The 25,823-nt window shown below is 58.1% G+C and carries 22 protein-coding genes; 4 read left to right on the top strand and 18 right to left on the bottom strand.

Annotation, left to right across the window (positions count from 1 at the left end):
• Positions 1–2 precede the first annotated feature (2 nt).
• Positions 3–1,823, bottom strand: a complete 1,821-nt coding sequence (locus BCS37_RS02570) for a M48 family metallopeptidase (RefSeq protein ID WP_069181527.1) — start codon at positions 1,821–1,823, stop codon at positions 3–5.
• A 122-nt stretch (positions 1,824–1,945) separates the two neighbouring features.
• On the opposite strand from BCS37_RS02570, the gene BCS37_RS02565 reads away from it, so the two are divergent.
• Positions 1,946–2,458, top strand: a complete 513-nt coding sequence (locus BCS37_RS02565; protein WP_069180014.1) for a nitroreductase family protein — start codon at positions 1,946–1,948, stop codon at positions 2,456–2,458.
• A gap of 115 nt (positions 2,459–2,573) precedes the next feature.
• Here the strand turns inward: BCS37_RS02565 and imm40 are convergent, their stop codons facing one another.
• The 8 genes from imm40 to BCS37_RS02525 all read right to left on the bottom strand — a co-directional run bounded on the left by imm40 (position 2,574) and on the right by BCS37_RS02525 (position 11,381).
• On the bottom strand, positions 2,574–2,939 hold the full coding sequence (gene imm40 / locus BCS37_RS02560) for an Imm40 family immunity protein (RefSeq protein ID WP_069180013.1): 366 nt from the start codon (positions 2,937–2,939) through the stop codon (positions 2,574–2,576).
• A gap of 81 nt (positions 2,940–3,020) precedes the next feature.
• The gene (gene eno / locus BCS37_RS02555) at positions 3,021–4,325 is read right to left on the bottom strand and encodes a phosphopyruvate hydratase (RefSeq protein ID WP_069180012.1); all 1,305 of its coding nucleotides are present in this window, start codon (positions 4,323–4,325) and stop codon (positions 3,021–3,023) included.
• Between the two features lie 493 nt (positions 4,326–4,818).
• Positions 4,819–5,598 (bottom strand): ZIP family metal transporter, encoded by a 780-nt coding sequence (locus BCS37_RS02550; protein ID WP_069180011.1) that lies wholly within the window; start codon positions 5,596–5,598, stop codon positions 4,819–4,821.
• A 280-nt stretch (positions 5,599–5,878) separates the two neighbouring features.
• Complete coding sequence (locus BCS37_RS02545) at positions 5,879–6,550, bottom strand: response regulator (protein ID WP_009656547.1); 672 nt, start codon at positions 6,548–6,550, stop codon at positions 5,879–5,881.
• A gap of 77 nt (positions 6,551–6,627) precedes the next feature.
• Positions 6,628–7,914 (bottom strand): secretin N-terminal domain-containing protein, encoded by a 1,287-nt coding sequence (locus tag BCS37_RS02540; RefSeq protein ID WP_069180010.1) that lies wholly within the window; start codon positions 7,912–7,914, stop codon positions 6,628–6,630.
• 6 nt (positions 7,915–7,920) lie between these two features.
• Entirely contained in the window at positions 7,921–8,469 is a 549-nt protein-coding gene (locus tag BCS37_RS02535) for a hypothetical protein (RefSeq protein ID WP_069180009.1), read from the bottom strand.
• 77 nt (positions 8,470–8,546) lie between these two features.
• Positions 8,547–9,995: a glucose-6-phosphate isomerase gene (locus tag BCS37_RS02530; RefSeq protein ID WP_069181526.1), complete on the bottom strand. Its 1,449-nt coding sequence runs from the start codon at positions 9,993–9,995 to the stop codon at positions 8,547–8,549.
• Positions 9,996–10,025: 30 nt separating this feature from the next.
• Positions 10,026–11,381 carry a phosphomannomutase/phosphoglucomutase gene (locus BCS37_RS02525; RefSeq protein WP_069180008.1) on the bottom strand — a complete coding sequence of 452 codons (1,356 nt, stop codon included), beginning with the start codon at positions 11,379–11,381 and terminating at the stop codon, positions 10,026–10,028.
• 263 nt (positions 11,382–11,644) lie between these two features.
• On the opposite strand from BCS37_RS02525, the gene BCS37_RS02520 reads away from it, so the two are divergent.
• Both BCS37_RS02520 and BCS37_RS02515 read left to right on the top strand, forming a co-directional pair.
• Positions 11,645–12,601 (top strand): AEC family transporter, encoded by a 957-nt coding sequence (locus tag BCS37_RS02520; protein WP_069180007.1) that lies wholly within the window; start codon positions 11,645–11,647, stop codon positions 12,599–12,601.
• Positions 12,602–12,616: 15 nt separating this feature from the next.
• Entirely contained in the window at positions 12,617–13,570 is a 954-nt protein-coding gene (locus BCS37_RS02515) for an AEC family transporter (protein WP_069180006.1), read from the top strand.
• A gap of 75 nt (positions 13,571–13,645) precedes the next feature.
• Here BCS37_RS02515 and BCS37_RS02510 read toward each other — a convergent pair whose 3' ends face one another.
• Positions 13,646–15,778 (bottom strand): methyl-accepting chemotaxis protein, encoded by a 2,133-nt coding sequence (locus BCS37_RS02510; protein WP_069180005.1) that lies wholly within the window; start codon positions 15,776–15,778, stop codon positions 13,646–13,648.
• Positions 15,779–16,074: 296 nt separating this feature from the next.
• Between BCS37_RS02510 and BCS37_RS02505 the strand changes: the two genes are divergently transcribed.
• Complete coding sequence (locus BCS37_RS02505) at positions 16,075–17,586, top strand: Na+/H+ antiporter NhaC family protein (protein ID WP_069180004.1); 1,512 nt, start codon at positions 16,075–16,077, stop codon at positions 17,584–17,586.
• A 69-nt stretch (positions 17,587–17,655) separates the two neighbouring features.
• Here BCS37_RS02505 and BCS37_RS02500 read toward each other — a convergent pair whose 3' ends face one another.
• The 8 genes from BCS37_RS02500 to BCS37_RS02465 all read right to left on the bottom strand — a co-directional run bounded on the left by BCS37_RS02500 (position 17,656) and on the right by BCS37_RS02465 (position 25,821).
• A complete protein-coding gene (locus tag BCS37_RS02500) occupies positions 17,656–18,030 on the bottom strand; it encodes a DUF488 domain-containing protein (RefSeq protein ID WP_069180003.1) in 375 nt (124 codons plus the stop codon).
• Positions 18,030–18,677, bottom strand: a complete 648-nt coding sequence (locus BCS37_RS02495) for a zinc ribbon domain-containing protein (protein WP_069180002.1) — start codon at positions 18,675–18,677, stop codon at positions 18,030–18,032. The genes BCS37_RS02500 and BCS37_RS02495 overlap by 1 nt, the downstream gene beginning before the upstream one ends.
• A gap of 125 nt (positions 18,678–18,802) precedes the next feature.
• Positions 18,803–20,161 (bottom strand): amino acid permease, encoded by a 1,359-nt coding sequence (locus BCS37_RS02490; RefSeq protein WP_069180001.1) that lies wholly within the window; start codon positions 20,159–20,161, stop codon positions 18,803–18,805.
• Between the two features lie 12 nt (positions 20,162–20,173).
• On the bottom strand, positions 20,174–20,647 hold the full coding sequence (gene smpB, locus BCS37_RS02485) for an SsrA-binding protein SmpB (protein WP_069180000.1): 474 nt from the start codon (positions 20,645–20,647) through the stop codon (positions 20,174–20,176).
• A 9-nt stretch (positions 20,648–20,656) separates the two neighbouring features.
• Positions 20,657–23,362, bottom strand: a complete 2,706-nt coding sequence (gene rnr, locus BCS37_RS02480) for a ribonuclease R (RefSeq protein ID WP_069179999.1) — start codon at positions 23,360–23,362, stop codon at positions 20,657–20,659.
• Between the two features lie 21 nt (positions 23,363–23,383).
• Entirely contained in the window at positions 23,384–24,142 is a 759-nt protein-coding gene (locus tag BCS37_RS02475; protein WP_069179998.1) for an alpha/beta hydrolase, read from the bottom strand.
• A gap of 83 nt (positions 24,143–24,225) precedes the next feature.
• Positions 24,226–24,438 (bottom strand): preprotein translocase subunit SecG, encoded by a 213-nt coding sequence (secG, locus tag BCS37_RS02470; RefSeq protein WP_069179997.1) that lies wholly within the window; start codon positions 24,436–24,438, stop codon positions 24,226–24,228.
• A 90-nt stretch (positions 24,439–24,528) separates the two neighbouring features.
• On the bottom strand, positions 24,529–25,821 hold the full coding sequence (locus BCS37_RS02465; RefSeq protein ID WP_069179996.1) for a hexokinase: 1,293 nt from the start codon (positions 25,819–25,821) through the stop codon (positions 24,529–24,531).
• Between the last annotated feature and the right edge of the window lie 2 nt (positions 25,822–25,823).

Genomic DNA, 25,823 nt, shown 5'->3' with positions numbered 1-25,823 from the left:
CATCAATCCGTATTGCCGTCCGCAGGACGGCTTTTTTCCTGCAGCTTCTCGCGTATTTCCTTCTCACGCACCTCACGTGCACGCTCTTTGTCCTTCATGCGCTTTGCATAGGCACGCTTGTCCACGGCTTCGAGATATTCGTCGGGGATGCGCTCAAGAGCTTTCGGCTCGACGGCATAGAGTTTCCTATAATACTCCTGCGCCTCTGCCGCATTTTCCATCTCGTCACATAGCTCTGCGGCGATCAGATAGCCGTAAGGATTTTTTGCATCTATTTCGATCGCCTTCAGCGCATCGGCAAGTGCACCCTCGCGGTCGCCGCTCATACGGCGCACATCCGCGCGGTTCAGCCACGTGAGCACATCCTTCGGAGCGTCTGCAACACCCCTGTCCGCGTCCGCCTGAGCTTTTGCCCAATCCCCCTGTACGGCATAGGCCCGCGCACGGATAACGAAACTCTGCGCACGGCTCTCATCATTTGGCGCAGCAAAGATGCGATCCATCAGCATGAGTGCACGCGTACTGTCGCCGTAATCACTGTACGCGTCACTGTTCTCGCGCATCTTCCGGATTGCCTTTGCGTCGGCATTTTCCACCGCGGCACGCTCTGCTGCGTGAGCCTCCGCGCGTGATTTCTCAGCAGCACGCAGCTTCTCCCGTGCGCCGCTGACGGCTTCGCCCGCATAGGCATCACGAACAAGCGTGATGAGACGCTCCCCTGCCCGCTCCTTCGCGAGAAAATACACGAGCAGCTCGTTCACACGCGGATCGCCGCCGAGTGTCGCACCGCCGTCCCTCTTCAAGCTAAGCCCCCAGTCCTCCGCACGGTCGCAGTCATGAAAGGCACGGGCGAGCGCACCTGCGACGAGGTACGCATTCTCAGGGCTGTTGTCGTAGTCCTCAGCCGTCCATGTCACCGTGAGAAGCGGTGTCCCGTCGATGCAGACCGTCTTGCGGTCGCGCACCGTCACATGACCCGCACTGTAGTCCGTCATAAATTCCGCAAGCTTTGCCTCACGCCGCTCCGTCGCAGGATGATCAGAGAAATCATCCTGCGGCAGATCCTTCTCTTTGGGGTCTTGATACTCCGCGAGATCCTGCGTCACATACGTCAAATAGTATCCCATACGCGCCATTGCCGCTGCCCCGCCGCCGGGATTGAACCCCGCGCTCGTCATGATGCGGAAGCCCCCCTCGTCCGCCTCGTACTCTGTGGGGAGCGTGACATTCTTCGCCACAGAGTAACCTACGAGCGCATTGAGTTTGTTCCAATCCATGAGCCCAAAGTTCATGTTGAGAAAGCTCAGCCCATAGAACTGCGCTGCCGCCTTCGCGTAGTTGTGCGCGCTGTGCTGGCGGATGCCGTGCGTCATCTCGTGCCCGAGCACGGCGGCAAGCTCGTCCACATTTCCGCCGAGACCGCGGATAAGCCCTCGGTTGATGCTCACATAGTCCGTCGGGTAACAGGCGGCATTGAAGACGGAGCTGTCAGTCACCGCCCATGTAAAGGGCAGCGAGTTCACGCGGAGCACGTAGTCGCCGTCCCGCACGAGCCGCTCCATAATACTGTCCACCAAAAGGACATCATTCGCATTGTGTGCACGCCCGTTCTCGGCAATATCCTGTCGTTTGCTCTGTACCTGCGCATGGACATCGTTGCCGAGCGCAAGCACCGCACCGAGTGCCGAGTGGTACGCGCCGAGCACACCGAGCGCCTGCGCTGCAAGCCCCCACGCGTCAATCGCCTCTGCGCGCGCAGGCGGGAAAACGATACCTGCCGTTATCGTGAGTGCGGCAAATACCGCACATAATTTCTTTCGCATCATCCGCCTCATCCTCCGTTATTTTGTTTGTTATCATAGCATACCTTTCTTATTTTATGCTGAAAGATTTTTCTGTGTGCTGTGTGATATAATAAGCATATCAGCATAAAGGAGGCAATGTTATGGAATTCAACGAACTCATTCGCGAGCGTTCCTCCTGTCGCTCCCTCTCGGACAGGGATATCCCGCACGAAGCCTTGGACCGCATCTTCGAGGCAGCGCGCCTTGCGCCGACCGCCGTCAACAAGCAGCCGTTCAAGATCTGGGCGGTCGAGAGCCCTGGAGCACGGACAAAGCTCGCGGAGACGACGAGCTATACCTTCGGCGCGGGTGTCTTTCTTGTCGTCGGCGGAAAGAACGAGGACGCGTGGGTGCGGCAGTACGACGGGCGCAGCTTCGCCGACGTGGATGCCGCCATTGTCGCGACTCACATCATGCTCGCCATTCACAACGAGGGTCTGCGCTCAACATGGGTCGGGCATTTCGACGCGCCCAAACTCAAAGAGACATTCCCTCAGATGGCAGACTACGACCTCATCGCCATCTTCCCCATCGGCTACCCGACCGAAAAGGGCATCCCCTCCCCGCGCCATCCGCAGCGCAAAGCTGCAGTGGAAATCGTGGAGGTATTGTAAGTGAGTGGCTGACGGAAACAAGGGACTGCTGCACGAAGCTATCCGTGCGACAGTCCCTTTTCTATGCACAAAATGCGGCGCTTATATAACTTCATTGCTCATATTATTTGTATCATCAGTACCCTGTTTCCAAACAAAAATCATTGATGAACACTTGAAATACAATTGCATAAATAAAATCATCGCCATTTCGCTGTAAAAAATGTCGAATGTACGCAACGGCTTTTTCTTCACCCACTCGTATGTTCTCCCGTGCGCTTTTCGTTGTGATCGGATCATAATGCCAACCAGCGTAGGCTGTCCCGATCTGATTGCCCATTATTTTATAAACATCACCGCCCAATATAACGGCGTTCTGTTCCGATAAATATGAGATCACCGCAAGTGCATCCCGTGCACGCCATGCACACCCATCAATACCAAACGATTTCAGCGAGATCGCTATTTTCATCATATCGCTAGGAATTTCGATTTTTTTCATACGCAGACACTTCCTTTTCATCAAAGAATACAAAAGGAACCCACCGCAGTGCAGTGGATTCCTCCCATATGTGATTGATGCTTACTTCGTGAAGCCAAACGCGCGCTTGCCCGGATAGACCGCGCTGCCGCCGAGCTGCTCCTCGATGCGGAGAAGCTGGTTGTACTTCGCAACACGCTCGGAGCGGGACGGTGCGCCCGTCTTGATCTGCGCCGTATTAAGCGCAACCGCGAGATCGGCAATCGTCGTGTCTTCGGTCTCGCCCGAGCGATGCGACGTGACCGCCGTATAGCCCGCCTTGTGCGCCATCTTGATCGCCTCGAGCGTCTCGGAGACGGAGCCGATCTGGTTGAGCTTGATGAGGATGGAGTTGCCTGCACCGAGTTCGATGCCCTTCTTCAGGCGCTCCGTGTTCGTGACAAAGAGATCATCGCCGACAAGCTGAACCTTGTGTCCGAGCGCTTTCGTCATCGCCTTCCAGCCATCCCAGTCCTCCTCATCGAGACCATCCTCGATCGAGTAGATCGGGTATTTGTCAACGAGGGACTCCCAATGCTTGATGAGCTCGTCGGACGTGAACTTCTTGCCGGACTTCGGCTGATGATAGAAGCCCTTGCCCTTCTCGCGGTCCTTCCACTCGGACGACGCCGCATCCATCGCGAGAACGAAATCCGTACCGGGCTTGTAGCCGGCGTTCTCAATCGCCTTGAGAATGTGCTCAATCGTGTCCTCATCAGAGTCGAGGTCAGGCGCAAAGCCGCCCTCATCGCCGACCGCCGTCGTCTTTCCTGCCTTCTTGAGGAGCGACTGAAGGGCGTGGAACACCTCGGTCGACCAGCGCAGTGCCTCGCGGAACGTCGGTGCACCGGCGGGCATAATCATGAACTCCTGCGTGTCAACAGAGTTCGATGCGTGTGCGCCGCCGTTGAGGATGTTCATCATCGGTACAGGCAGGACGTTTGCCTGCAGACCGCCGAAGAAACGATAGAGCGGAATATCCTCGGACTTTGCCGCCGCATCCGATGCTGCAATCGAAACCGCGAGAATCGCATTTGCGCCGAGTTTGGACTTGTCTTTCGTGCCGTCCACATCGAACATCGCCTGATCAACTGCGTAGATATCGCATGCCTCGATACCTGTGAGCGCAGATGCAATCTTCGTGTTCACGTTCTCAACAGCCTTGGAGACCCCCTTGCCGCCGAACTTCGACTTGTCGCCGTCGCGCAGTTCCAACGCCTCAAACTCACCCGTCGATGCGCCCGAAGGAGCCGCACCGCGGCCGATCGTGCCGTCCTCGAGGACGACCTCTGCCTCAACCGTCGGATTGCCGCGCGAGTCGATGATCTCACGGCCGATAACCTGAGCGATTCTTAAGTAATCACGCATGAATTTTCCTCCTCATCACCAAACAAAGGGAGCATCCCCTCCGAATACGCAAATCACACCTGCGTATTCTCCTTCTCAATCATTATACGTTTTTTCTCAGGAAAAAGCAATGCGCGAGCTGTGAGCAACGTCAATTATCATTGACTTTATTAAGAATTTTTTCAGAGGTCTGTCACTCTCCCGGATGCACGAAAAAAATCGGCAAAAATTTATTATTAGTATATCTTTTTCTATATTGTGTGACTTGGGTTACAAAATTTTCAAAAAAAATATGATACAATACAGATGTCAACAGGGAACCACGAAACGTCCTCCCCGACATTTTCCCCTGTTGATCATCCCTCTATAGGAACGTTTCCCTGCGTTCCTCATTGTAAGGCAAATAATCCTTACATCCCATTTCTCAAGCCGCAGGTTTTTCCCGACCTGCGCGCATCCCTTTCCAGGAAAAAGAGCCGTGCGGCAATGCCAACGGCTCTTTTTCTGTATTTCTTTATCCGAGTGCAACATCGAGCATCATCATCAGAGAAAAACCTGCGGCGAATGAGATAACTCCGACATCCGAATGCTCCCCCTCGCTCATCTCCGGAATCAGCTCCTCCACTACGACGTAGAGCATCGCTCCTGCCGCAAATGAGAGTGCGTAGGGCAGAACCGGAACGACAAGTGCCGTTGCGAGAATTGTAAGAGCTCCGCCGATCGGCTCGACGGCACCCGAGAGCACGCCGCCGCCGAATGCGCGCCACTTCCCCATCCCTGCCGCACGCAGCGGCATGGAGATGATCGCTCCCTCAGGAAAGTTCTGAATCGCTATGCCAAGCGAAAGTGCGAGCGCCGCGCCGAGCGTAATGCTCTCGCTGCCGCTGAGCCAGCCCGCATAGATCGCCCCGACCGCCATGCCCTCGGGGATGTTGTGGAGCGTTACCGCGAGCACGAGCATCGTCGTCCGTGAGAGACGGCTGTGTGGTCCCTCTGCCTTCTGCGCGTTCATATGGAGGTGTGGAATGATATGGTCGAGTGCGAGCAGAAAAAGTGTCCCCGCCCAGAAGCCGACCACCGCAGGGACAAAGGCGTACTGCCCCATGTCTGCTGATCCCTCCATCGCCGGGATCAGCAGACTCCAGATCGACGCCGCCACCATCACACCTGCGGCAAAGCCCGTCAGGCCGCGCTGCACATTGCGGTTCAGCGCCCCCTTCAAAAAGAACACACAGCCCGCACCAAGCGCCGTGCCGATGAACGGTATCATGAGCCCTTGGAAAACTTCCAGCATATATTTCACCTCATGCCGGATTATAGCACGTTATTTTCTCAACTACAAATGATAGTTTTTTTCATATTTCTTGGCTCATCGTTCTGCCGATGAATATCCCCCACGCCTCCGGCAATGCAGAAAAGTCCGATCCTTTGGGCAGCGCATGTGCATCCATCATCGCACTGTCATATTATGCAGCAAAAAATATTGCCAATACTGAAACCCACAAGGTCTGCCTTTGAATTGCGGCAAAAGAAAAGGCCCGCACCATCATTGCATGCGGGCCGCTTTGCATTCGTTACTCCAACGTAACAATCTTGTTTTTGAGCACGTAGACAAGCGCCTGTGTGCGGTCATTGACCTTGAGCTTGTGAAAAATGCTGGTGAGGTGATTCTTGACCGTCTTTTCGCTCAGCCCGAGCGCTTTTCCAATGTCCTGATTCGACAGCCCTTTCGCTATGCAGCCGAGTACATCCATCTCGCGCGGGGTGAGGCGTTCGCCGCGGCTCTCGTCCCATATCTCCTTTGCCATGCGGCTCACGTCGCCGTAGACCGCCGTACTGCCGAAGAGGCGTTCCGCGAGCTTCGGATAGACGAACGGATTGCCCTCATTGACCATGTGGATCGCCTTGATGAGAACATTCGGCTCCACATCCTTCAGCAGGTAGCCAAGCGCGCCATTTTTGAGGAGTTCGAGAACATAGTTGTCGCTGTCGTGAATCGTGAGCGCAATGATCTTCGTACGCGACCGTGCCTGTTTGAGCTGTTTTGTGACATCGAGTCCCGTGAGGCCCGGCATATTGATGTCGAGAAGGAGGATGTCCGGCTTCAGCATGAGTGTGCGCGCGAGGGCTTCCTGCCCGTCCTCCGCCTCACCGACCACCTCGAGATCGTCCTCAAAGTTCAGCACGCGCTTGATCCCCTGCCTGAGCAGTGCGTGATCGTCTGCAAGTAATATCCTGATTGCCACTGACATCTCCTCTTTTCCATTGCATCCTGCAATTTTAGGACTCACTGACGAGCATTCACTGATCAGTGATTTCCTTATTATCCTTCATCCAGCACATGTGCTGTGAGAAAAATCATGAGTTCGGTCTCGGTCTTGCTCGTCCGCACGGAGCGGAAGAATGCGCCGAGCACGGGCAGATCACCAAGAAATGGAATCTTCGCAAGAGAACGCGACTCGTCGCTGTCGATGAGTCCTCCGATCACCATGGTCTCGCCGTTTCGGAGGCGCACGGTGGTGTCCGCGCTCCGCTTCTGAAAGCGGTACGCCTTCAGCTCATCGACGTAGACGGGCGTGCTGACCTCGGTGTGTACACGCGCGACGATATTGCCGTCCTCGGTAATGCGCGGCGTGTAGCGCAGGATAATGCCCGCCTCGCGGTACTCGATGCCGGTCGTCGTGACATTGTTCGAGGTCGCCGTACGCGGTACGGGCACCTCTGCACCGATGTTGATGAGTGCCTCGTGCCCCTGCACGGTCGTAATGTTCGGACGGGCAAGCATCTTCGCTCTGCCGTCCGTAATGAGCGCCCGAATCGCAGCAGAGTAATAGAACTCGTACGGAAGTCCCTCCGATCCCCTGCCGAAGCGGATGATGCCCGGCGCACTCGTCCCGCCCGTACCCGCATTGCGCTCACTGACCTGCCAACCTCCCGCAGAGTTTCGCTGCACACGCGGGTACTGCGGCAGAGACGACCACGACCAATCAATGCCGAGTTCCTTTGCCGCCTGCTTGGAGACTGCCACAACGCGCGCCTCGAGCGATACCTGCTTGGGCGCATGATCCAGTGCAGAGATAATTTCGCGCACGGAAAGAGCCTCAGATTCTGTCCCGTAGAAGAGAAGCGTATTCGTTGCCCGGTCGACGAGCACACGCCTCTGAGTATCAGAATCTGAGCCCTCATTCCCTTTCTCTTCGTTATTTTTCGACACGATTGCCCGTTTTCCTTCACCTGTGAGGGATAAATTTGCTGCGTGCGCGAGTTCCTCGGGGTCGCCATAGCGTACGTGATAGGTATGTACGCGCCGATTCTCCGCGCGTGTGTCCGCAGCGAGCGCAACAAAGACCGCGCCGTGCCGCTCGATGTGAATGCCGCGCGCAGCGGCAACGAGACGCAGCACCTCCTCGCCCTCGCCCGTCAGATGCGCAGTCACGGTCCCCGTCACGCTGTCATCGACAATGAGCGGAAGGCTGCCCATACGTGCGACAGCGAGCAGGACGGCGCGCACATCGCCGCCCGTCACGTCGATCGTCACGGGTGCAGCGACGGCAGAGCCGGGCAGGAACAGGCTCCCTGCGAGCACCGCCATCATCATCCATCGTTTCATACCGTTCTACTCCCTTGTCAGCGTGATCATGCCGGATGCCGTATCCAATGTCGCGGATCGGTCTGCCACGGAACGAAGTGTATGCCCCTTCCACGTCTCCCCCACGGTCAGCGCCGCTCCTTCTTCACCCTGCGCCAGAATGGCAATGCGCGTGCCGTCCGCAGCCGTCACCACGCCGCTGAGTGTGAGCGGCGGCGAAGACGGTGCAGGCGGCGGAATATGCGCTGCAGACGGGATTTGCGTGGAGACAGGCAAGGGCGGAGGCGATGCTTTTTCTGTTTTCTCTCCCATCGGTGCGGCAGGAGGAATCTCGCCGCGCCGCTCGTGTCTGGAAGAGAATGGATTCCGCAGAGCCGTGCGCTTCGCCGCTGCCGAGAGACCCGCGATCTCCGTCGAGGACGGTGCCGTTTCCACGTTCTGCACAATCACGACAGATTCTTCCGCATCCGACCACAGGAGATACGCGCTGCCCAGCGCACACAGCAGGACGGCTCCGATGATCGCCCATTGCCGCACGGACAGCGCTGTCAGATATTCCCTCCATGCTCCTCTCACAATTTCCCTCCAAAATATAGGAAGGGGACTGCCGCAGCAGCCCCCTCCCCTCATGAAGGCAGATGCCTTCTGCAAACTCATCCCTTCAGCGCCTGAAGTTTCGGTCCCATGATCCGCTTGTACGCCTCCACGCCCGGCTGATCAAACGCATCCACATCCGCGAGTTCGCCCTCATAGGCAACGGACATCGCGAGCAGGTAGAGCAGCTCGCCGAGATGGTACGGTGTCAGCTCCGGCAGCGCAAAGACTGCGCTGTAGCGCTTGTTCGACGCGAGCGCATCCGCATTCGACTGACGCGCCACTTCGAGCGCAGCGCCCATCGTCACACCCGCGATATCTGCAAGCTTCTGAACCTCGGGGAACACGTTCGGGATCACGAGGTCATTTTTCCACTTGTCGATACGGATAAACTGCACGACCTTGTTGAGTTTGCCCTCCTGGTGCTGCTGTGTCTGTGCGTGCATATCGGTCGTGCCGACGGCGACAACCGGCGTGCGCCCGTAGCAGACCTCCTTGCCCTCCTTGTTGAACTGCTTTCCGAGGGATTCGGCAAGCAGCTGGATGTACCACTCGGAGACGGATTTCAGATAGTCTCCATACGGCATCATGACCTCAATGTCACGCCCGTGCTTCTCCGACGCGGCAAACTTCAGCGCCGCATTGAGCATTGCAGGGTTCTGCCAGAGATCGTCATTCTGACATGCCTTGTCCATATCGCGTGCGCCCGCAAGGAAGCTCTCGATGTCAAAGCCGATGCACGCGGCAAGCGTCAGTCCGACCTCGGTGAACACCGTAAAGCGCCCGCCTACGCCGTCCGGCACGGCAAACTGCTTCCACCCCTTGTCCATCGCGAGTTTTTTCAGCAGCGTCGGCTTCGCCTCGTTCGGGTCGGTGACCGCAACCACCTCGACCTCGACATTGTCCGCCTTCATGAATTCGTCATACATGACCATGAAGTTCGACATCGTATCGAGCGTGCCGCCCGACTTCGAGATGACGAGGAGCATGATGCGCAGCGGCTGCCCGCCATGCGTTTTCTTGATCTGGGCAACGTCTTTCAGATGATTGATGATGTCGCCTGTGCGGCGCGGGTCGATATTGTTGCCGCTGAAGTAGATGCGCGGGTAGTTATTGCGCTGCTCATTCGAGAGCGAGTTCCAGAGCTCGCCGCAGTGCACGTCAAAGAGCACCTTGTTCCCGAGGAACGAGCCGCCGATGCCGAGCGAGATAAGGACATCCGTATGCTCCTGCGCGTGCTTCCCGAGTTCCTTCAGACGTGCAATCGACGCAGGTGAGTTGATATGCCCGTCCTCTATGTAGGGTGTCTGCGAGAAGAGCACCTTCTCAGGCTCGCCGTCCTTCGAGAGATGCGCGCGGATGAAGCCCTTCTCACGCATGACCTTCATCGCCTCATGCGCCTTCTTGAGATCATCCGCATAGAACGCGAGGTCGGCGTCCGTCACCTTACCCTCGCCGTAGAGATTGTCATAGTCGAATGTAAATCCGGATTTCAGTACAAGGCTCATCAAAAAACTCCTTCCTGTACCAGTACGCAATCAGGCACGAATCTCTGCGAGCAGTTCGTCCGTCTTCTCCTTCAGCAGCGCCTTGTCCTGACGCGTCTCGACATTCAGACGAATGACCGGCTCCGTATTGGACATACGCAGGTTGAACCGCCAGTTGTCAAACTCGATGGACACGCCGTCCACCTTCGTCACCTTGCCGCTCGCGCCGTACTTCGCTTCGATGCGGTCCATGATCGCCTTTGCATCCGTGACCTTGCTGTTGATCTCACCCGAGGTCGGATAGCGATCCATGCGTGCCTTCATCAGCTCGGAGAGGGTCTTGCCGCCCGACGCACTCATCAGCTCCGCTACGAGCAGCCACGGAATCTGACCGCTGTCGCAGTAGGAGAAGTCACGGAAATAGTGATGTGCACTCATCTCGCCGCCATAGATGGCATTGACCTCACGCATCTTGTCCTTGATGAATGCGTGGCCGCTCTTGCACATGACCGGCTTGCCGCCGAGCTGCTCGGCAATCTCGATCGTGTTCCAGACGAGGCGCGGATCGTAAATGACGCTTGCGCCCTTGTTCTTCTTGAGGAACGCCTCCGAGAGGAAACCGACCATGTAGTACCCCTCAATGAATCCGCCCTTCTCGTCAAAGAGGAAGCAACGGTCGAAGTCGCCGTCCCACGCCACGCCAAAGTCCGCTCCCGTCTCGCGCACGACCTTCGCCGTCGCCTCGCGGTTCTCCTGCAGGATCGGGTTCGGCACGCCGTTCGGGAAGTTGCCGTCCGGCTCATTGTAGACCTTGACCAGCTCGAACGGCAGGAATTTCTCCATTGCGTTGATGATGGGACCCGCCGCCCCATTGCCCGTGTTGACGACGATCTTGTAGTGCTTGAGCTTGCTCACATCGACATAGGTGAGAATGTGCTTGATGTATTCGTCGAGCACGTCCACCTTCTCGATCTTGCCGGGCACTGCCGCAGGCGCGGGATAGGTCTCGCCGACCGCCATTGCCGCAATATCTTTCAGCCCCGTATCGCTCGAGATCGGGCGCGACTCCTCGCGCACGAACTTCATGCCGTTGTACTGCTTCGGGTTGTGGCTCGCCGTGATCATGATGCCGCCGCCGAGCTTCAAATGCGCCGTTGCGAAGTAGATCATCTCCGTGCCGCACTGTCCGATGTCCACAACATCACAGCCCGCCTCCGTGAGCCCCTTCGCGAGCGCATCACGGATCGCAGGTCCCGACAGACGGATATCATGTCCGACGGCAACCTTCTTCGCGCCGAACAGCGTGGGGAAACTGCGTCCGACACGATAAGCGAGCTCCTCGTTCACCTCATCGGGATAGATACCGCGTACATCGTATGCGCCAAAACCTTTGTCTGTCACTGCCATGTAACGTCCCCTCCTCCTTGGGAAACGCCTTCGGCGATCCCCATAATCCCCTTATGCTCCATCGACGAAGCCATCGGGTCATAACAAAACACTATACAACATAGGGTAAATATTCGCCGCCCTTTCCGCCTTTTCCTCTCTCCCATCTCAAAATCTTACGAACTTTTCCCATTCCTCTGCACACGGGCAAAATATTTACAATGCCCGTGACTTGTGCTAGGATGAACGCACCATCTCTGTTGCGCAATGTTTGGGGGATTTATATGGATGACATCAACGCGCGGCTCATCTATCTCTTTACCGATCTGATCCTGCCGCTCATCGTCGGCTATCTGCTCTATCAGCGACACTTGCTCTCGGATGCGACGCTCAACCGCCTCATTCGCATCAACGTCGTCGTCTTCTTTACCCTGCTCTCACTCTTCAGCTTCTGGGCACTGCCGCTCACGCGTGACCTTCTCGTACTGCCCGCATTCTTCGCCTTCATCATCCTCTTTCCGGGCTTCCTCAGCTGGCGTTTTCTCGGACAGCGCTTCCACAGCCCCATCGACCGCGGCACGCACCTCGTCTCCGCTCTGCTCTCAAACATCGGCACGCTCGGCGGTGTCTGCGCTTACATTCTCTATGGGGAGCGCGGCTTTGCCTACGCGCAGATCGGCGGTGCCTGTCAGAACCTCGTGCTCGTTCTGCTCGCGTTTCCGGCGGCGCAGTACTACTACCTGCTGTACAAGAACCACGGCCGCAGCGCACGTCTCGAGGGACGCAGCTTCCTTGGCCTGCTCGTCTCATGGAATCAACTCAGCCTCCTCGGCATGGCGGCAGGTCTGCTGCTGAATGCCGCGGACATCACACGGCCGCCGCTGCTCTCGGAGGTATTCTCCTACATCATTCACATCGCAGCATGGTTCGGCATGCTGCCCGTCGGCTCCCTCATCAACTTTCGACGTGCGCGCCGCTTCTTCTACCTGACGCTCGACATGATCCTCCTGCGTTTCCTCATCGTCCCGCTCGCCGCCTTCCTTGCCGCGCGCATCTTCATCAGCGACCCGATCGTGCAGAACGCCCTCGTCATCTTCGCGAGCGTTCCCGCAGCGATCAACGCCACACTCACCGCGCGCCTCTATCAGCTGAACGTCGATTATACCATTGCCGTTTTTCTTGTGACGACGGTACTGTATCTAACCATACTATTCCCCGTGACATTTTTCATGTTTCGATAGAAAGAAGGGCTTCTCTTGGATAATTCCGATTTCCGCATCATCTACCTCTTCACCGACCTACTCGCGCCGCTCATCGTCGGCTATCTCCTCTATCGGTACGGGAAGATCTCCGACGCACTCATCAGCCGTATCCTGCGCCTGAACGTCATCATCATCTACACCGTGCTCGCCCTCATGAGCTGCTGGACACTGCCGATCTCGTGGGATCTTGCCCTCATCCCGGTCTACGGCATCCTCATCGTCCTTGTTCCGGGGCTTGTCGGCTGGGCATTCTTCATCCGTAAATATCATAATCCCCTCGACCGCGGCGCATACCTCGCGAATGCGATGATGTCCAACATTACCACCCTCGGCGGTGTCTGCGCCTACATCCTCTACGGCGAGCAGGGCTTTGCCTACGCGCAGATCATGGGCATCTTTCAGACACTTATGCTCGTGCTCGCCGTATTTCCAATGGCGCAGTACTACTATCTGCAGCACAAAAATCACGGACGCGGCGGCAAGATCCACATGCGGTTCCTCGATATCTTCCTCTCGTGGAACCAGCTCAGCATCCTCGGCATGGCTGCGGGGCTTGCGCTCAACGCCGCGGGCATCGAACGCCCGCCCGCAGTCGGCACTGCGTTTGAGGGACTGATCCACTTCGGCGCGTGGTTCGGCATGCTGCCCGTCGGCGCACTTGTCAACCTGCACCGTGCGCGCCGCTACGCACCGTACACCCTCGACCTCTTCGCCCTGCGCTTTCTCATCCTGCCCGCTTTCATGATGGCAATTTCCTATCCATTCGTCAGTGATCCCGTCCTTCTCGGTGCGATCCTCGTCTTCTCCGTTACTCCCGGGGCGATCAACTCCGTCACGGCGGCAAAACTCTACCGTCTCAACGTGGACTATACCATCTCCGGCTTTCTCACCACGAGCATCGCCTTCTTCTTCCTCGTCTATCCCGCACTGTTCTTCCTGCTGCGGTAAGACTGTACATAGGCAAAAGCCCTGCCACATTCCTGCGGCAGGGCTTTTCAATGTCAATATACTGGTAACCGACGATCAAACGCGGAAACGCTCGATCTCGTTCTGCAGATCCGTTGCGATCTGGGCAAGGCTCTCGCTCGCCTCGGCGATGTCCGCGAGTGCCTGCGTCTGCGTGTCGACGGCGGCTTCTGCCTCATCCGTCGTTACGTCATTCTCTTTCGCCATATCCATGAGCTTGTTGCTGACGGCAGCGATTGCCTTATTCTTCTCCGTCAACTTCTCAGCGGATTCGTTCAGCTTCGTAACGACACTGTTCGCGCCTTCGACCGCCTCGGCAATCATCTCAAAGCGGCGCTGTGTGCGTCCGAGGTTGACGTTGCTCTCCTCGACCAGCTTCTTGGAGACCTCCATCGTATCAACCGCCTGCTGCGACTTCATCTTCAGCTCGCCGATGATGCCGTTGATCTCATCCGTAAAGCCGCGCGACTGCTCGGCAAGCTTGCGGATCTCCTCGGCGACGACCGCGAATCCGCGTCCCGCCTCGCCCGCACGCGCCGCCTCGATGGCAGCGTTGAGCGCGAGGAGGTTCGTCTGCTCGGAGATGGACTGAATCATCGCGCTCGCCTCTTCGATGCGCTCCGCACGCTCATTCGTCTCCTCGACCACGCGCGAGACTTCCTGTGTGGCATCGGCGGTTTCGGTGGACTTCTTCATGAGGTCGGAGAGGATCTCCGCGCCCTCGGACTGGCGTTTCTGGATGTTCGCCGTCGCCGCGTTCATCTCCTCCATGACCTTGCGGTTGTCATCAAGCAGCCCGAGAATCTGCTCTGTATGATCGACCGCATCCTGCGTATCCTTCACCTGTACACGCGCACTCTCGGCAATGTCGTGAATGCCCTTGCGCACGGTCTCCGCCGAGTGCGCCGTGTTCTGTGCCGTCGCCGTCAGTTCCTCGCTCGTCGCCGCAACCGACTGGGAGGCACCGTTGATCTTGCCGATAATCTCGCGCAGGCTGTTCGCCATGCGCCCGAGCGAACGAACCATCGCGCCGATCTCATCGGCACGATCCAGATAGATCGCAGCATGCTTTCCCTTCTCGTGATCCAGATCGAGATCGGAAAAACGCGTCAAAATCCCCGTCACATCTCCAATCGGTACAATCAAACGACGCTGGATGAACATTGCGAGTGCGATGACGAGCACCACGGTACAGATCACTGCCAGCACAACGGAGAAGATGACCATATGGCGTGCTGCGCCGGTAAACTTATCCTTGTCCGTAATGGAGAAGACCACCCACGACGTATCCATCCCGTTGTACTGAACCGCATGGTAGACATAGACCGAGTCCTTACCCGTGGTCGGGGAGACCTGCGTTTTTCTGTACGATCCGTCTGAGAAGATTTCCTTCTGCTCTGCCGCATCCAGATGCATGAGTTGGAACGCGTCCTTCATAACCATATCCCGGTTCGTGCCGTGTGCGATGACCTGTCCCTTGCTATCGAGCATGAGGTAGATGTTGTCGGGCGTACTGAGCTTCTCGAACATCTCCTGAACCTTGTCCATGTCGAAGTCGAGCGTGATCGCACCGACAAAACGGCCGTCGACAAGGATCGGCAGACCGATGGAGGCCATGAGTGTTTTCTTGCCGCCGACTTCATCATAGTATGCCGGCGTGAGCGTCGGCTTCGAGGTCTTTGCCGGCTCCGTGTACCACGAGTCCGTATCGTAGCCGGTCGTCGGCTCGAACTCAAGCACACCGCCCTCGCGTCCCACAAACGGAATCACACGCCCCGTCCCGTCGGAGAGCGGGTCGGCCACATGCGCCGCATCCTGCCCGTCGAACGCATTCGGCTCGAATACCACGCCCACCCCGACGAGGTTCGGATTGGACTCCATGACATCCTCAAGCAGTGCGTTCAGTGCCTCACGGCTGCGTGCCTCGGGGGGAGCCTTCATGAGCTCGTAGATGTGCTGACGCAGATCCAGTCCCGACTGCTTGACCGCGTCGTAGCTACCGACTACGGGGCGCACCTTGTCGCCCAGCTCATTGTACTTCGCCTGCGATCCAACGGCGAGGAGTTCATCGTAGGCACGATAGCCAACGAACGAGACAAGGATCGTCACCATCACAACAATCCCGATGAGCGTGATCGCGTTCAGCTGAAAGCCGATACCCCTTCCCTTCTTTAGCCCTTGTTCCTGCAAAATATTCTCTCCTTTCCCCTGCGCCCGGTCATTTCAACGCAGAACGAGGCACTCCTTGCCATAACCGCGCGCAAAGACAGCAGCGCATGCTGCCATCAAAAATAACTTTCGTGTACGATTTTCTAATTCGCCGCATAAACATTTTTTCCTGCCTCGGCAAAATATATTTATACATGCCCTCTGTCAAAGAAATTTAGTGCTGCAATTTTTCATCCGAACCTTTTGCCAAATTCCGTTTTTTTGCTATAATGGTAAGCGGTTTTGTAAAATAATATCTTAGGGAGTGTATCTAACTCATGACAGCAACCGCATGGTCGATTCTGCCGCCGATCATCACCATCGTACTCGCGCTTTGGACGAAGGAAGTCTATATGTCCCTTATCATCGGCATCTTCTCGGGGGCAATGCTCTTTGCGGGCGGGAATTTCCTGCAGGCAACGCTCACGATGTTTCAGGTGATGGCGGACAAGGTCGGCAGCAATGTCAACATCCTCGTCTTTCTCGTCATCCTCGGCATCCTCGTCGCCGCCATCACGCGCTCGGGTGCAATGAACGCCTACGGCGAATGGGCGACGCGCACGATCAAGGGGAAGCGCAGTGCCTCCCTCGTCACCGTACTGCTCGGCATCGTCATCTTCATCGACGACTATTTCAACTGCCTCACCGTCGGTACGGTCATGCGCCCCGTTACGGACAAGTTCCAGATTGCACGCACGAAGCTCGCCTACATCATCGATGCGACCGCCGCGCCGATCTGTATCATCGCCCCCGTCTCGAGCTGGGCGGCGGCGGTTGGCTCCTCGCTCCCCGAGGATGCGCAGATCGACGGCTTTATGCTCTTTTTGCAGACGATCCCGTTCAATCTCTATGCGTGGCTCACGCTCCTCTTCATGCTCTTCATCATCTGGACGGGGCGCGACTTCGGCGCGATGCGGAAAAGCGTTGAGAAATCCAATGCGCATTTCGAGATCCCGAAGGAGTATCAGGATACGGCAGAGGCATCCGCAAGCGCGGCGAGCGAAGGACGCGGCAAGATGATCGACCTCATGCTGCCCCTCCTCGTTCTCATCGGCGCGTGCATCTACGGAATGCTCTACACGGGCGGCATCCACGAGGGCAACAGCATTGCGGAGGCGTTTGCAAACTGCGACTCGTCGAAGTCACTTGTGCTCGGCTCGTTCATCGCCTTTGTCTTTACGGGACTGCTCTACCTGCCGCGCCGCGTCGTTTCGTTCAATGTGTTCTGCGACAGCTTTGGCTGGGGGTTCAAGGCGATGACCCCTGCGATCTTTATTCTCTGCCTCGCGTGGACACTCTCAGGCATCTGCAGCAAGGAGTATCTCGACCTCGGCGGCTTCGTCGGCTCCGTTGTACAGGCGAACGCTGGCGTTGTCATGTTCCTGCCGCCGCTCTTCTTCCTCGTCGCGGCGGGGCTTGCCTTTGCGACGGGCACAAGTTGGGGCACGTTCGGTATCCTCATCCCGATCGCGATCGCCGTCCTCGGTCAGACCGCACCCGATATCCTCGTCGTCTCCGTCGCCGCCATCCTCTCGGGCGCAGTCTGCGGTGACCACGCCTCCCCCATCTCTGACACCACAATTCTCGCCTCGGCAGGCGCACAGTGCCACCATCTCGACCACGTCTCAACACAGCTGCCCTACGTCGCTGTCGTTGCCTCATGCTCCCTCCTCGGATACATCACCGATGGGCTCACTGGGAACGGCTACATCGGTCTCGGCATCGGCATCGCCGCCCTCGCCGTCTTCATGGCAGTTCTCTCCTCGCGCGTGAGTTCGGCAGAAAAGTAATTTTGCTGCAGCATGCATAAGAGCCGTCAACGGAGCATTGCTCCATTGACGGCTCTTTCGTATATGTCTTCACTTATCCATCATCGCATGCATCCAGTCGCGCAGAACAAGCGCCTGGTTGATCTTTGGATCCTTTGCCCCGTAAAGCAGCGTGACATTCTCCCCGGCTGTAAGGTGTTCGTTCACCGTCACCATATGCGTCGGTGCGGCTGTACCGGTCGAGAGCTCCGCACGGTATTTTTCGGCAAACTCCGCAAAACGCTCCTCCTTGTGCCCGAACCACGTGCGCAGCTCCGGCGACGGAGCGATGTCCTTCCACCAGTCGTCGAGCGCCGCACGCTCCTTGGATATGCCCCGCGGCCAGAGGCGGTCGACCAGCACGCGGAATCCGTCATCCGCAGCTGCCGCCTCATAGATACGCTTGATCTGAATCTTTGCCGTCATCATCCTGCCTCCCGTTCCATATACTCGCGCACGGAGTCGGTCTCTCCCGAGCGCAGGGCATCGAGCATGCGTATGATCTGCGGCGGCGGTGTCCAGGCGAGCGGCAGAAAACAGTCCGCGCAGTCGTTGTACATCGCACGCAGGTCGTTCTCCGCATCGCGGCGCAGGAGCGCGTACTCCGCCTTACGGCGTTCGTAGCGGCGGCCGGCACGCAGATAGCCGACAGTGGTGACCGCGCCCCAGAGCACGAAGTAGTATGCCCAGATGAAATCCGGCAGGAATGGGGAGAGAGGGAAGTAGACGAGTGCTGCAACCAGTCCGCCGGCGAGCAGCCAGAGCACAAAGGACGGACGGTGCAGGCCGCTCTCGATGTAGTCCAGATCCTCAACAATCTTGTAGAGGTTGCTGTGCTGAACGAAGTAGTCCTTCAGGCGCTCCAGTCCGTCGATCTGCGCCGTGCGTTCGTCGGGGATCGGCACGGGTTCGTTCAGCGGGATCTCGGCGGGCATTTCCCGCTTGTGCTTTGCCGCTGTATCCGCAATGAAGCTCCACGTCTCAAGCTCGTCATCGATCAGTGCCCGCTCTCCGCAATGCGGACAAATACGCGTGAGTTTTTCAATTTTCGCTCCACATTCCTTACAGATCATATTATTCCTCCTTACTATTAAATTTTTATTACATATTTTAACATATTTTTTTCTTTTTGTCTAATGGAAAAGCCGGTATACATGAAAAAGACACTCACGTCTGTGTGAGTGTCTCTATTGTTCTCTCAGCGCTTGTTTGCTCTCTTTTGTTTCGAGCGATAACCGAGCCAGAGCACGAGCAGCCATGCGGGCAGAATGGGCACGGCGAGCTGCATGCCCGGGATCTGCGCCATCATGACAACAACGCCGATGAGGAATATGATACAGATGTAGTTGATCCACGGATACAGCGGCGCGCGAAATTTGATGTGCTTTCCCTCACGCTCCGCCTTTCGACGGAATTTCAAATGCGTCACGACGATCGTCACCCAGCTGATCACAGCGGCACAGGTTGCAATCGAGATGAGATAGAGGAACGCGTCACCCGGAAAGAAGTAGTTCAGAAAGACGACAATCAACGTAATTCCCGAGGAGATCAAAATGCCGAGCACAGGGACGCCGCGCGCGGAGAGGCTTTTCAGCACCTGCGGCGCATCCCCGCGCTGCGCGAGTCCGTAGAGCATGCGGCTGTTGCTGTAGATCGCAGAGTTATAGACGGAGATCGCGGCAGTGAGAACGACGAAGTTCAGGATGTGCGCGGCAGCTGGAATGCCGACGTTGCGGAAGATCTGCACGAAGGGGCTCGCCTCCATGCCGACCTCGTTCCACGGCCAGAGCGCCATGAGCACCGCCATCGTCCCGACGTAGAAGATCAGAATGCGCCAGATGACCTGATTGATCGCCTGTGGAATCGTACGGTCTGGATCCTCCGCCTCGCCCGCCGTAATACCGATCAGTTCGATGCCGCCGAACGAGAACATGACGACGGCCGTGCCGAGCAGGAAGCCCCACCATCCGTTCGGCAGGAATCCTCCGTATTCCCAGAGATTGCTGACGTTCTCCGGAAACGGTGCGCCCGTGACGAGCAGCCAGCCGCCGAGTCCGATCATGAGGACAATCGCCGTGATCTTGACGAGTGCCATCCAAAACTCCATCTCGCCGTATGCGCGCACATTGATGAGGTTGAGCGCGGTAATGACGGCAAGACAGATGAGTGCGGAGAGCCACTGCGGGAGATCGGGCAGCCAGAAATTCATGTAGATGCCGACCGCCGCAAGCTCTGCCATGGAAACAATGATGTAGTTGAACCAGTAGTTCCAGCCGGAGAGGAAGCCCGGAAAGTCGCCCCAGTATTTGCCCGCATAGTGACTGAACGAGCCGGAGACCGGTTCATCGACCGCCATCTCGCCGAGCATCCGCATGATGAAGAAGATCATGATGCCGCCGAGAAGGTAGGCGAGCATGACCGCAGGTCCCGCGAGTGCAATCGTGGATGCCGATCCGTAGAAAAGCCCCGTCCCGATTGCCCCTCCGAGTGCGATCATCTGGAGATGTCTGTTCTTCAGCCCGCGCCGAAGTGCGGGCGATGCTTCCTTTTCCTGCATAAATCCTCCGATCTATCCACGCTGCCGTGCCTTTAACGCCTGTTCAACCTCACGTTTGGCATCCTTTGCACGCAAACTTTGCCGCTTATCGTAGTTGTGTTTGCCGCTCGCAAGGGCGAGTTCGAGCTTTGCCCGTCCGCGTTTGAAGTAGACCTTCAGCGGGACGAGTGTCATGCCCTTCTCGCGCGTCTTGCCGAAGAGTTTCAGGATCTCCGCCTTGTGCATGAGGAGACGCCGCACGCGCAGCGGGTCGTGGTTGAACTGATTGCCCTGTTCATAGGGGCTGATGTGCATATGGTCGAGGAATATCTCCCCATTCTTGATATAGGCGTAGCTGTCGCGCAGATTTGCCTTGCCCGCACGCAGGGACTTGACCTCCGTTCCGACGAGTTCCAGCCCTGCCTCGTATGTCTCGTGGATGAAATAATCATGACGCGCCTTGCGGTTCTCACAGGCGATCTTGACGCTCTCGTTCTTCTTTCCCATCGAAATTCCTCACTCGGCGTTCCCCGTTCCGCCCTCGGTTCTGCGGTTCATGCGGCGCGCGGGGCGCGGCGCACGCCGCGGCTTCTCTGCGGTGTCCGCATCGGGCTTCTGTGTGCGATAGCCCGGCGGATCCGGCCAGACAGCACTGTTCAGCCCCGTCACCTTGACGCGGTGGTAGTCGCGCTCACCGCGATCCTCACCATAGTCGGCGGTTCTGCCGCGTCCACGCGCACGGTCACGGCGGTCGCCGCCCCCCTGCGCAGCACGTGCGGGACGCTCACCGCGCCCACCGTTCGTCTTCGGCTTCGCGGGCACGCTCGCCGCAGCCTTGTGCGCCGCGCGTTCGCCCTCCTGCGCACGTCTGCCCTGTGTACCGTGTGCGCCGCGCGTTTTCTTGCGGCGCTCTGCGGGCGTTGCCGTGACATCGGCGATGATCGGTTCGTTTCTGCGTCCACCCTTCTTTTTACGGGAGCGACGGCTGCGTCCGACAGAGGAGGCAGATTTTTCATCGAAGGTCTTTGGCTTTGCGGACGTTTTGGCAGATTTTGCTGTGTTTGGCTCGTAGACACCGTTGTCCTTCAGCACGAAGTCGAGCGTCCGAGCCTGTACATCGGCACGCGTGATGATGATGGTCACGGCATCGCCGAGGCGGTAGCGCATGCCTGTGCGCTCGCCGACCATCGCATACTGCTCCTCGACATAGCTGTAGTAGTCGTTCACCATCGTTGAGACGTGCACGAGCCCCTCAACGCCATTCTCAAGCTCGACGAAAACACCGAACGCCGTGACGCCGCTGATGACACCCTCAAAGGTCTCGCCGACGAACTGTGCCATGTACTCGATCTTCTTCATGTCCGTGGTCTCACGCTCCGCCTCAATGGCGATACGCTCGCGCGCAGAGGAGTGCTCCGCCGCATCGGGCAGCGTGGCACGCAGCCGCTCGCGCTTCTCTGCGGGAATGTGCCCCGTGGCAAAGGTCTCGCGCAGGAGACGATGCACAAGGAGATCGGGATAGCGTCGGATGGGCGAGGTGAAATGCGTATAGTAGCGTGCGGCAAGTCCGAAATGTCCAAGGCTCTGCGTCGAGTAGCGTGCCTGCTGCATGGAGCGCAGCGCGACTGTGCCGATGATCCGCTCCTCGGGTGCCCCCTTCACACGGTCGAGCACCGCCTGGATGTCGCGCGGCTGCACCTTTCCGTCCTCGCCCACGTTCAGGCGCAGACCAAGTGCGGCGAGGAGGCTTTGGAAACGCTCGATCTTCTCACTGTTCGGTGTTTCGTGCACGCGGTAGACGAACGGCTCTTCTTTCAGCTCCATGTGACGTGCGACGGTCTCGTTCGCGATGAGCATGCACTCCTCGATGATGGACTCACCGATTGAACCCGTGCGTTTCACGAGAGCAACGGGATGCCCCTCCGCATCGAGCTTCACCTTGATCTCGGGCAGCTCGAAGTCGATCGCCCCACGGCGGTGCCGCTTTGCACGCAGTGCCTCACGCAGGCGGCGCAGGGTCTCAAGCATCGGACGGATGTCCTCATTGTCCGAGACAAACGGTTCCTCGCCCGCGAGCACCTTATTCACGAGTGTATATGTGAGACGGCGTGCCACGTGAATGACGCACGGAACGATCTCGTAGCTCCGCACCTCGCCGTCCGCGCCGATCTCCATCTCGCACGCCATCGAGAGGCGGTCAACGCCCTCGTTCAGACTGCAAATGCCGTTCGAGAGTTCACGCGGCAGCATCGGAATCACACGGTCGACGAGGTAGACGCTCGTCCCGCGCTGCGCCGCCTCCACATCGAGCGGCTCGCCCGCACGGACATAGTGGCTGACATCGGCGATGTAGACACCGAGGAAGAATCCACCGTCCTTCTCATACGCATAGATGCCGTCGTCGATGTCCTTCGTATCCTCGCCGTCAATCGTGACAATGGGGAAGTCGCGGCGGTCACGCCGTCCCTCATACTCTTCGGGCAGCGGATTCTCGGGGCAGCGCGCAGCTGCTTCCGCCACGGCGGGCGGAAAATGCTCGTCCAGGTTGTACGCACGCATGACAGCGAGCACATCCACGCCGGGATCCCCCGTCTTGCCGAGCACCTCGACAACGCGCCCTTCCGCACTGCGGCGTTCCTCGGGCCACTTTGTAATCTCCACGACGACCTTGCTGCCCGTCTTTGCGCCGCCGAAGTCCTTTTTCAAAATGAAGATATCGCGCCCGATCTTCGCGCTGTCGGGCGTGACGAAGCCAAAAGCCTTGCTGCGCTCGAACGTGCCGACAATATGCGTATTCGCACGGTCGAGGATGCGGATGATCTCGCCCTCACGCGCACGTCCTGCCTGTTCAGACGGCGCAACTCGCGCGACCACGCGGTCGCCGTGCATGGCTGTCGCAAGCATCGGGCCGGGCACGAAGACATCCGACTCGTCCTCCGTCGCACGCACGTCGGGGATGATGAAGCCAAACCCCTTCGGCGACATGGAGAGTCGCCCTACAACAAGGTTCATGCGGCTCGGCAGACCATAGAGACCGCTGCGGTTGCGGATGATCACGCCCTCCGCTTCGAGTGCTGCGAGCGCAGACGAAAGAAGGGGTCCTTCCTCCTCTGCCATGCCAAGCCCCGTGCGTACCTCTGCCTCCGGCAGCGGGCGATAGGCGTCCTCCCGCATAAAGGCGTGTACGCGTTCTTTCAGCGTATCCAGTTGTTCCTGTTCCATAATCTCCTCTTTTTCCCGTTCCTATTCTTCTCGTTCCGCTCCGTCCAGCAGGAATTCCGCTGTACGCGCAAAAACGAGCTCCCGAATTCCCATATCAAGCGGCAGCAGATGTCCCGCATTGGGCAGGATGAATTTCTCGCGCCGCACGCTGCGGACGTTCTCATAGAGATAGTCCGCACTCTTCGGGTCTGCTGTATGATCGTGCATCCCATGCACGATCAGAATGGGTGCCGTCACCCGTGCGATCTCTCTGCAGAGGATGGCAATGACATCCATCATCTCATGGATGGAGACGAGCGGCATACGCCGATAAGTATTGTTCGCCCCCTGCGGCACGTTCTGCAGCTTGCGGCGCGCCTTGGGCACATAGCGATCGACGCACGCTTCACGCGTCGGCAGATGCTCGATCCCCTGCTCGGGCGCGATCATGATCGGTGCACCGAGACTGACGACGTGGGCTGCGTCCGCCTCAACAGAGAGCAGCATGGCAAAGACCGCACCCATCGAGTGCCCGACGACGGAGATCACATCGCATGCGCCGCTGAGGATGGCGTAGCCGTCGCGCACAGAGTCCATCCAGTCCTCATGCTCCATACGGCTCAAATCCTCGGCCGTCGTCCCATGCCCCGCGAGCCGTATCGCGAGCACGGTGAAGCCGCGCTCATTCAGATACTCTCCCATGAGGCGCAGCTCCGCCGGCAGCCCTGTGAAGCCGTGAATGAGGAGCACGCCATGCCGCCCGCCCGGCAGCAAAAACGGCTCCGCGCCCTCTAGGTGCATGACATTTCCGCCCTTTCCCCCGACATCCTAAAAAATCCCTGCGCCGCCGCAGCGGCAGCAGGGACATTCCCTAATTCGATCGATCAGCTCGACATCCGCGCAATCACGATCGTGATTACGCCGAACAGAATCGCAAACACGACGGTCACGCGCGCAAGCAGCGCGTCCATCCCGCGTGCCTTGCCCGAGAATACCGTATCCCCGCCGCCGTCGAGACCGCCCATGCCGGCGGATTTTGCCTCCTGCCCGAGGACAGACGCGATGAGAATGATTGCAACGATTGCATCAAGTACCATTAAAAGCGTGAGCAAGAAAAAGCCCCTTCCTTCTCCAATATTTGTATTTTGTTATCATAGCACAGAGGACGCAGCAGTGGCAAGAAATTTTCACCCGTGCTCCGTCATCGCTGCCGCGAGTGCCGCGCCGAGTCCCGAGCCGCCGCACGCAAGGATGGTATCAACCTGCGCTGCATCCTCGCCGAGGAGTTCGGAGAATGCGTGCAGCATCGTTTCCTTGACGAGCGGCATCTTCTCGTAGACCGAGCCGTCCACGGCGATGTGCTGCGGGCGCACCTCACCGCCCGCTGTGATCTGCCACAGCGTCCCGACAAACGTCGCCGCGATAAGGCGCACGGAGCGCACGACAATCGCACGCGCGAGATCGCGCACGCGGACGGCATCCTCCGACAAAAGCACCGCGCCTGCCATCTCTTCGACGATCTTCGCCGTCACTTCTGCCCCCTCACTCACATCCTCCAGCATACGGCCGAGATCGACGCTCGTAAAGCCGTATGTGCGCCCCGTCGCGCCGAGCAGTTCAGCAAGTGCCATCGCGAAGAGTTCGCCCATGTAGCGCCCCGCCACCATCTTTTCGAGACGCTGTTCTCCCTTTTTCTCCGATGCGGCATCGAGTGCAATATCAAATCGGTTCGGAACAAGCTTCGAGAAACCGCCCGACTCCATGTTGAGGATCATCGGCGGCTGTGCCGTGCCCGTATACGGCTCGAGGTAACAGGTGTTGTGCCCCGTCGCATAGATCGCACCGATCTTCGTATCCCCGTTGATATAGGCGGCTGCAAGAAGTACCGCGACGGTGTCGTTGATGACAGAGTTCGGCGTAACGTTCGAGAGCCCCTGCCGCACGAGCGCCGCACGCAGGAGATCGTTGACAACCTCGCCTTCGACCCCCTTTGCCGCGAACTCCTTTGTCCAGATGATCAGGCGCGCATCATTGATATTCGTCTGACTGGACGGGAAGGAGAATGTGTGCCCAAGGAGGTACGGCGTTGCGTGATCTCCGCTGACCGCCTCATCAACAAGCGCTGCGATGAAGTCAAACATCTCCTCGCCCGTCGCCTCCGCGCCGACGAAATCATACACGCCGTCGACCTTGAGCGGCTTTGCGACGTGGGAGAGCACTTCATATTTTCCATTGCCCTCCAGACGATAGAGCAGGACGCGCACGTTCGTCCCGCCGAAGTCGAGCGCGAGATAGTCGCCGCGCTCTGTGCCCGTCGGAAGGCCAAGATAGGACGGCAGCATGCGCAGGGAGGAGTCGGGCGAGCCTGCAAGTCCGAGGCGCATATCCTGACGAAAATCCGCTGCTGCCTCGCGCAGGTGCTCCGTATCGACTGTGAACGCATCGATGATGTCATCGTAGAGTGCGGAGTTGAGTGCCATAT

Origin of the sequence: Selenomonas sp. oral taxon 920 (genome assembly GCF_001717585.1) — a bacterium.
In the GTDB taxonomy this organism is placed as follows: Bacteria; Bacillota; Negativicutes; order Selenomonadales; family Selenomonadaceae; genus Centipeda.
Note: the sequence above shows the minus strand (reverse complement) of the source record. Positions and strands in the feature narration are given on the sequence as shown.